This is a genomic window from Curtobacterium sp. MCPF17_047, assembly GCF_003234045.1.
Taxonomy (GTDB): Bacteria; Actinomycetota; Actinomycetes; order Actinomycetales; family Microbacteriaceae; genus Curtobacterium.
Map to the genome: position 1 here is coordinate 469,075 of NZ_QKSF01000001.1, position 6,965 is coordinate 476,039.

Annotated in this window: 6 protein-coding genes; all 6 read left to right on the forward strand. The window is 69.7% G+C overall.

The features are described from left to right. Positions 1-1,872, forward strand: a complete 1,872-nt coding sequence (locus DEJ33_RS02370) for a glycerol-3-phosphate dehydrogenase/oxidase (protein WP_258374797.1) — start codon at positions 1-3, stop codon at positions 1,870-1,872. Positions 1,873-2,011: 139 nt separating this feature from the next. Continuing rightward, positions 2,012-2,542 carry a cation:proton antiporter regulatory subunit gene (locus DEJ33_RS02375; RefSeq protein ID WP_110903510.1) on the forward strand — a complete coding sequence of 177 codons (531 nt, stop codon included), beginning with the start codon at positions 2,012-2,014 and terminating at the stop codon, positions 2,540-2,542. Between the two features lie 3 nt (positions 2,543-2,545). Beyond that, positions 2,546-3,973: a cation:proton antiporter gene (locus tag DEJ33_RS02380; protein WP_110903509.1), complete on the forward strand. Its 1,428-nt coding sequence runs from the start codon at positions 2,546-2,548 to the stop codon at positions 3,971-3,973. Positions 3,974-3,978: 5 nt separating this feature from the next. Further along, positions 3,979-4,821, forward strand: a complete 843-nt coding sequence (locus tag DEJ33_RS02385; RefSeq protein ID WP_111194209.1) for an SURF1 family cytochrome oxidase biogenesis protein — start codon at positions 3,979-3,981, stop codon at positions 4,819-4,821. A gap of 10 nt (positions 4,822-4,831) precedes the next feature. Beyond that, complete coding sequence (locus DEJ33_RS02390) at positions 4,832-5,278, forward strand: DUF3817 domain-containing protein (RefSeq protein WP_110903507.1); 447 nt, start codon at positions 4,832-4,834, stop codon at positions 5,276-5,278. Then, on the forward strand, positions 5,275-6,855 hold the full coding sequence (gene guaA / locus DEJ33_RS02395) for a glutamine-hydrolyzing GMP synthase (RefSeq protein WP_111194210.1): 1,581 nt from the start codon (positions 5,275-5,277) through the stop codon (positions 6,853-6,855). Before DEJ33_RS02390 ends, guaA begins: the two co-directional genes overlap by 4 nt. The last annotated feature ends 110 nt before the right edge of the window (positions 6,856-6,965 follow it).

The following is a 6,965-nucleotide window of genomic DNA, read 5'->3' on the forward strand; positions in this document are numbered from 1 at the left end:
ATGACAAGCACGGTCACGGGCGAGAAGGCACCCCGCGGAGCATCCAGCACGGCGGGGTTCGACCCCGCGACGAAGCTCGGCCCCGATGAACGCGACGCCGCCATCGAGACGCTGAAGTCCACCGAACTCGACGTCCTGGTCGTCGGCGGCGGCATCGTCGGTGGTGGCGCAGCGCTCGACGCCGTCACGCGCGGCCTGTCGGTCGGGATCGTGGAGGCCCGCGACTGGGGCTCGGGCACGTCGAGCCGGTCGTCCAAGCTCGTCCACGGCGGCATCCGCTACCTCGAGCAGCTCAACTTCACCCTGGTCCGCGAGGCCCTCATCGAACGCGGTCTGCTGCTGCAGCGCATCGCCCCGCACCTGGTGAAGCCGGTGCGCTTCCTCTACCCGCTCAACCACCGGGTGTGGGAGCGCTTCTACATCGGGATCGGCATGGCGATGTACGACGTGTTCAGCTGGTCCGGTGGCCGTCCGCCCGGGGTGCCCCACCACCGGCACCTCACCCGGACGCAGGTGCTCCGCTCGATGCCGTCCCTGAAGAAGGACGCCTTCGTCGGCGGCATGACCTACTACGACGCCCAGGTCGACGACGCGCGCTACGTCGCCGCGCTCGTCCGCACGGCGGCCTCGTACGGTGCGCACGCTGCCTCCCGGGTCCGGATCGAGGGCTTCATCAAGGTCGGTGAGCGGGTCGTCGGTGCCCATGCGCACGACATCCAGACCGGTGAGCACTTCGACATCAAGGCGAAGCAGGTCGTCAACGCGACCGGCGTCTGGACCGACGACACCCAGGCGATGGTCGGCACCCGTGGGCAGTTCAAGGTCCGCGCGTCGAAGGGCGTGCACCTCGTCGTCCCGCGCGACCGGTTCCAGTCGAACTCGGGAATGATCCTCCGCACCGAGAAGAGCGTCCTGTTCGTGATCCCGTGGGGTCGGCACTGGCTGATCGGCACGACCGACACCGACTGGTACCTCGACAAGGCGCACCCCGCAGCGACCGCGGCGGACATCGACTACATCCTCGAGCACGTCAACGAGGTGCTGGCCGTCCCGCTCACCCGCGAGGACGTCGAAGGCGTCTACGCCGGACTCCGGCCGCTGCTGGCGGGGGAGTCCGAGGCGACGTCGAAGCTCAGCCGCGAGCACGTCGTCGCGCACACCGCCCCGGGTCTCGTGGTCGTCGCCGGCGGCAAGTGGACCACCTACCGCGTGATGGGCAAGGACGCCATCGACGAGGCCTCCGCCGCGATGGACGGCAAGATCCCGGAGTCGACGACGCAGGACATCCCGCTCCTCGGCGCGGAGGGCTACCCCGCCGCCTGGAACAAGCGGGCACGCACCGCGAAGACGTACGGCGTGCACAAGGTCCGCATCGAGCACCTGCTGAACCGGTACGGCACGCTCGCGACCGAGGTCCTGCAGCTCGTCGAGGACGACCCCTCGTTGGCCGAGGCGCTGCCCGGGGCTGACGACTACATCGGTGCCGAGGTCGTGTACGCGGCCTCGCACGAGGGCGCCCTGCACCTGGAGGACGTCCTGGCCCGCCGCACCCGCATCTCGATCGAGGCGTGGGACCGTGGCGAGTCCGCAGCGCCCGTCGCCGCGCGGCTCATGGCCGGGGTGCTCGGCTGGGACCAGGAGACGACCGAGAACGAGGTGTCGAACTACCTCAAGCGCGTCGCGGCGGAGCGCCAGTCGCAGCTCCAGCCCGACGACGAGTCCGCCGACCGCGTCCGGCTCGAGGCTCCCGACATCGCGTTCGGCTTCGAGGAGGACGACGTCGTCGTCGGCGGGGGCCGCTCGAGCGGCGCCGAGGGCGCCACGGCGGACGACGAGCAGGTCGTCGGCGAGAAGACGACCGAGCCCAGCTGACCTCAGCTGTCCCCGGTTCCGACGGGAGGCCCGTGGCGACACCGCCACGGGCCTCCCGTCCGTCCGGACGACCTGTGGACGACGGAATGGACAGGCCCTGCCGGTGGTTAGCATGGGAGTCCTGGGAAAGGGAGCCATCATGGTCGACGTCCATCGCGTCAAACTCCCCGGCGTCGGCGTGCTGCACAGCTTCTACACCGACGACGGTGGCAAGTGTGGTGTCATCACGCACCGGTCGGGTCACTCCGACCTCATCTCGTTCGCGGACGTCGCCGACGGCGCGGACAAGTCCGAGAAGGTCTCGCTCCGCCTCAGTGAGGACGAAGCGCACACCCTCGCCGAACTCCTCGGCGGCACCCGGATCACCGAGGGCCTCGACAAGCTCGACGAGATCCCGGGCCTCTCCATCGACTGGTTCAGCGTCGACTACGACGACGCCATCGCGGGCAAGCCCCTCGGCGACCTGCACGACTCGGGCTTCATCGGCCTGACCGTCGTCGCGGTCGTGCGTGGCGACAGCGCCAACCCGGCCCCCTCGTCGGACTTCGTCGTGTTCCCCGGGGACACGATCGTCGTCGCGGGTGCGCCGGAGAAGGTCGCGAAGGCGTTCTCCTTCTACCGCAGCGGTCAGTTGGCAGCGGCCGCTGCCGAGGCGCCGCCCCGGAGCTAGGGGATGCACCTGGGTGGTGAGCTGCTGACCATCGGCGGCCTGTTCCTCATCGCCTACGTCCTCGGGCGGCTCGGCAAGACCATCGGTCTGCCGGCGATCCCGGTCTACATGGTGGTCGGGCTCATCGCGAGCCCGCACACCCCGTGGATCGGCCTGAGCGTCGAGTCGCACACGATCGAGCTGATCGCGACGTTCGGCCTCATCCTGCTGCTCTTCAACCTCGGGTTGGAGTTCGATCAAGAGGAGTTCTACGGCAACGCCGGCAAGCTCCTGGTTTCCGGCGGCACCTACGTCGCGATCAACATGGGCGTCGGCTTCGCGTTCGGGTTCTCGCTCGGCTGGGGCACCCGAGAAGCCCTGATCATCGCCGGCATGACAGCGACGTCGTCGAGCGCGATCGTGACGAAGCTGCTCATCGAGCTCCGGCGCCTGGCCAACGACGAGACCCCGATGATCCTCGGCGTCACCGTGATCGAGGACGTCTTCATCGCCGTCTACCTGGCGATCGTCTCCGTGGTGCTCTCCGGCGACACCAACCTGTGGGCGGTGATCGGCAAGCTCGGGCTGGCGTTCGGCTTCCTGATCGTGATGTTCAGCCTGGCGCGCTGGGGTGGCAAGCAGGTCTCGAAGATCTTCGCGACCCGCGACGACGAGCTCTTCACGATCCTGTTCTTCGGGCTCGCGGTCATGTTCGGCGGCATCGGGGACCTGCTCGGGGTGACCGACGCCATCGGCGCGTTCGTGATCGGACTGCTCTGCGGGGCCACCCGCTACCGGGACCGCATCGAGCAGCTGGCCCTGCCGATGCGCGACGTGTTCGCGGCGTTCTTCTTCGTCAACTTCGGGCTCGGCCTCGACGTGTCGACGTTCGGCGAGGTGCTCTGGCCCGTCGCCGGTGCCATCGGCATGACCGTCGTGCTCAACGCGGTCGCCGGGCAGCTCGTCGCCAGGATGAACGGCTTCAGCGTCCAGCAGGGCATCAACACCGCCGTCATCCTGGTGAACCGGGGCGAGTTCGCGCTCATCCTGGCGACCCTGTCGGCGGCCGCCGGACTGGAGGAACGGATCACCGCCTTCGCGGGCCTCTACGTCCTGGTGATGGCCGTGTTGGGACCGCTGCTCGCCGTGAACTCCGACCGCATCGGCCGACTGGTGCTCCGCCCGGGTCGGGTGCGGAAGCTCCGTGGCCGCGAACTCGCCGCCGCCCAGGCCGCGGCCGCACGCAAGGCCGAGCGGGACGCGAAGTTCGCCGAGGAGATCGCCCTCGTGGAGGCTGCGGGCAGGGAAGAGCGCGACAATGGTGCACCGGAGACGACGCCGTCGCGCGAGGAGCCGGTCACGCCGGAACCCGTGAGCGCGAGCACGTCGTCGATCGAGGTCCCCGCCGAGCGTCCCGAACGCCCGGCCCGCGTACGTGATCCGGAGTACTGATTCAGATGTGGGCCGTTGCCCGACGACCGAGGTGGATCGCGCTGCTGCTGCTGGCGATCATCCTCGCTGGCGTGTTCGCCGCACTCGGCAAGTGGCAGCTCGAGCGCAGCATCGAGAACGGCAAGCCACTGCCGGCGTCGACCGAGACACGGAAGACCCTCGACGACGTCACCACCCCGGAGAAACCGGTCGGGTCCGCCCTCGCCGGGCAGAAGGTCACGGTCTCCGGGCGCTTCGTCGCCGGTGACACGACGGTCCTGACGGGCCGCAGCGGGGGTGGCCAGTTCCAGACCGTCGGGCACCTGGTCGACGACGCGACGGGTGCGAGCCTCCCGGTCGTGATCGGCTGGTCCGACCAGCGTTCCGCCGCCGTGGCCGGTGGCGACCGCCTGGCCGGTGACGCGACGATGACCATCCGCGGCCGGTACTACCCGGCGGAGTCGCCCGACCAGGACACCTTCGAGCAGCACGAGTACTCGGCCGTGGCACCTGCCCGGTTCGTGAACACCTGGAAGGCGTTCGACGACCGGATGTACGGCGGCTACGTCGTCGCCGACCGGACCACCGCAGACGCCGCCGACCTCGGCACCATCGCCGACCGGGCACCGACGCGCGAGGTCCAGTTCGACTGGCTCAACCTCTTCTACGCGGTGGAGTGGGTCGTGTTCGCCGGGTTCGCCGTCTTCCTCTGGTACCGCTTCGTGAAGGACGCATGGGAGCGCGAGCAGGACGAAGCCCGCGAGGCCGCCGAGGCCGCCGCCGCCGATCCTGTGGACGACGACGTCGAGCCGGTGGACGAGCCCGCGGTCCCGGTGGACGACGCCCGGGCCGAGCCGGGTCGCCGGTAGGATCGACCACATGGCTCTGACCGTCCGGACACGCGACATCCCTAAGATCCCGGGGGCCGTGCGGTTCTACCGCATCTCCGCGTACGTCACCGGCGTGCTCCTGCTCGCCCTGGTCGTCGAGGTCGTCATCAAGTACACCCCGATCCAGCGTGAGATGCAGCTCGGCGGCGGCGCGTTCTTCGTCCCGAACGGCACCGCCGGTGAAGCGCCCGGCACGTTCAACCTGTCGATCGCGATCCTCATCGCACACGGCTGGCTGTACGTCGTCTACCTGTTCGCGGACTTCCGTCTGTGGAGCATCATGCGCTGGCGTCCGACGCGCTTCCTGCTCATCGCACTCGGCGGCGTGATCCCGTTCATGTCGTTCGTGGTCGAGCACCGCATGCAGCAGGCCGCCATGACCACCTACCACGAGCTGACCGCGCAGCAGTCGCGGGAGAAGGAGAGCGCTCGGTGAGCGAGACCGAACAGCGTCCCGTCCTCGTCGTCGACTTCGGCGCGCAGTACGCGCAGTTGATCGCACGACGTGTCCGCGAGGCCAACGTCTACAGCGAGATCGTCGCGCACTCCGTCACGGCGGACGAGATCCGGGCGAAGAACCCGGCCGCGATCGTCCTGTCCGGAGGCCCGTCCTCCGTCTACGAGGACGGCGCACCGTCCCTGGACGGCGAGATCCTGAACCTCGGCATCCCCGTGCTCGGCATCTGCTACGGCTTCCAGGCCATGGCGAAGTCGCTCGGCGGTGAGGTCGCCAACACCGGCCTCCGCGAGTACGGTGCCACCGCGGTGACCGTCAGCGGCACCGACAGCGTCCTGCTCGGCGGCCAGCCCACAGCGCAGACCACGTGGATGTCCCACGGGGACGCCGTGTCGAAGGCACCCGAGGGCTTCGAGGTCCTCGCCTCGAGCGAGTCCACCCCGGTCGCCGCGTTCGCTTCCGACGAGCGCAAGCTCTACGGCGTGCAGTGGCACCCGGAGGTCAAGCACTCCGCGTTCGGCCAGGCCGTGCTCGAGAACTTCCTGCACCGTGCCGCCGGGCTCCCGGGCGACTGGAACTCCGCGAACGTGATCGAGGAGCAGGTTTCTCGGATCAGCGAGCAGGTCGGGTCGGCGCGGGTCATCGCGGGGCTCTCCGGTGGTGTCGACTCCGCCGTCGCCGCGGCCCTCGTGCACAAGGCCGTCGGCGACCAGCTCACCTGCGTCTTCGTCGACCACGGGCTCCTCCGCGCCGACGAGCGCAAGCAGGTCGAAGAGGACTACGTCGCCTCCACCGGTGTGCGCCTGGTCACGGTCGACGCCCGCGAGCAGTTCCTCGACGCCCTGGCCGGCGTCAGCGACCCGGAGCAGAAGCGCAAGATCATCGGGCGCGAGTTCATCCGCACGTTCGAAGCCGCAGCGGAGGCGCTCGTCCTCGAAGCGCGCGCGTCCGACGGCGACGCCGAGGTCAAGTTCCTGGTGCAGGGCACCCTGTACCCGGACGTCGTCGAGTCCGGCGGCGGATCGGGCACCGCGAACATCAAGTCGCACCACAACGTCGGCGGGCTGCCCGACGACATGACGTTCGAGCTCGTCGAGCCGCTGCGCACCCTGTTCAAGGACGAGGTCCGCGCGGTCGGTCGCGAGCTCGGGCTCCCCGAGATCATCGTCGGACGCCAGCCGTTCCCCGGCCCGGGCCTCGGCATCCGCATCGTCGGTGAAGTGACCGCGGAGCGGCTCGAGATCCTCCGTGCCGCCGACGCCATCGCCCGCGCCGAGCTGACCGCGGCCGGCCTCGACGACGAGATCTGGCAGTGCCCGGTCGTCCTGCTCGCCGACGTCCGGTCGGTCGGGGTCCAGGGCGACGGCCGCACCTACGGGCACCCGATCGTGCTCCGTCCGGTCTCGTCCGAGGACGCCATGACCGCCGACTGGACGCGCCTGCCGTACGACGTGCTCGCGAAGATCTCGAACCGCATCACGAACGAGGTGCGCGATGTCAACCGGGTCGTGCTCGACGTCACGTCGAAGCCGCCGGGGACGATCGAGTGGGAGTGATCCTCCCCTGACGCCCGAGGGCCCGGTACGCGCTGCGTACCGGGCCCTCGCTCGTCCTGCTGGGTCGAGCCGTGCCTCCCGCCCGTCGCCCGCCCCCAGCCCGTCTGCCG

Coding starts and splice junctions, on each gene's coding strand:
- DEJ33_RS02390 (WP_110903507.1), top strand. CDS start 4,832: ATGGCTCTGACCGTCCGGACACGCGACATCCCTAAGATCCCGGGGGCC.
- DEJ33_RS02380 (WP_110903509.1), top strand. CDS start 2,546: ATGCACCTGGGTGGTGAGCTGCTGACCATCGGCGGCCTGTTCCTCATC.
- DEJ33_RS02385 (WP_111194209.1), top strand. CDS start 3,979: ATGTGGGCCGTTGCCCGACGACCGAGGTGGATCGCGCTGCTGCTGCTG.
- DEJ33_RS02375 (WP_110903510.1), top strand. CDS start 2,012: ATGGTCGACGTCCATCGCGTCAAACTCCCCGGCGTCGGCGTGCTGCAC.
- DEJ33_RS02370 (WP_258374797.1), top strand. CDS start 1: ATGACAAGCACGGTCACGGGCGAGAAGGCACCCCGCGGAGCATCCAGC.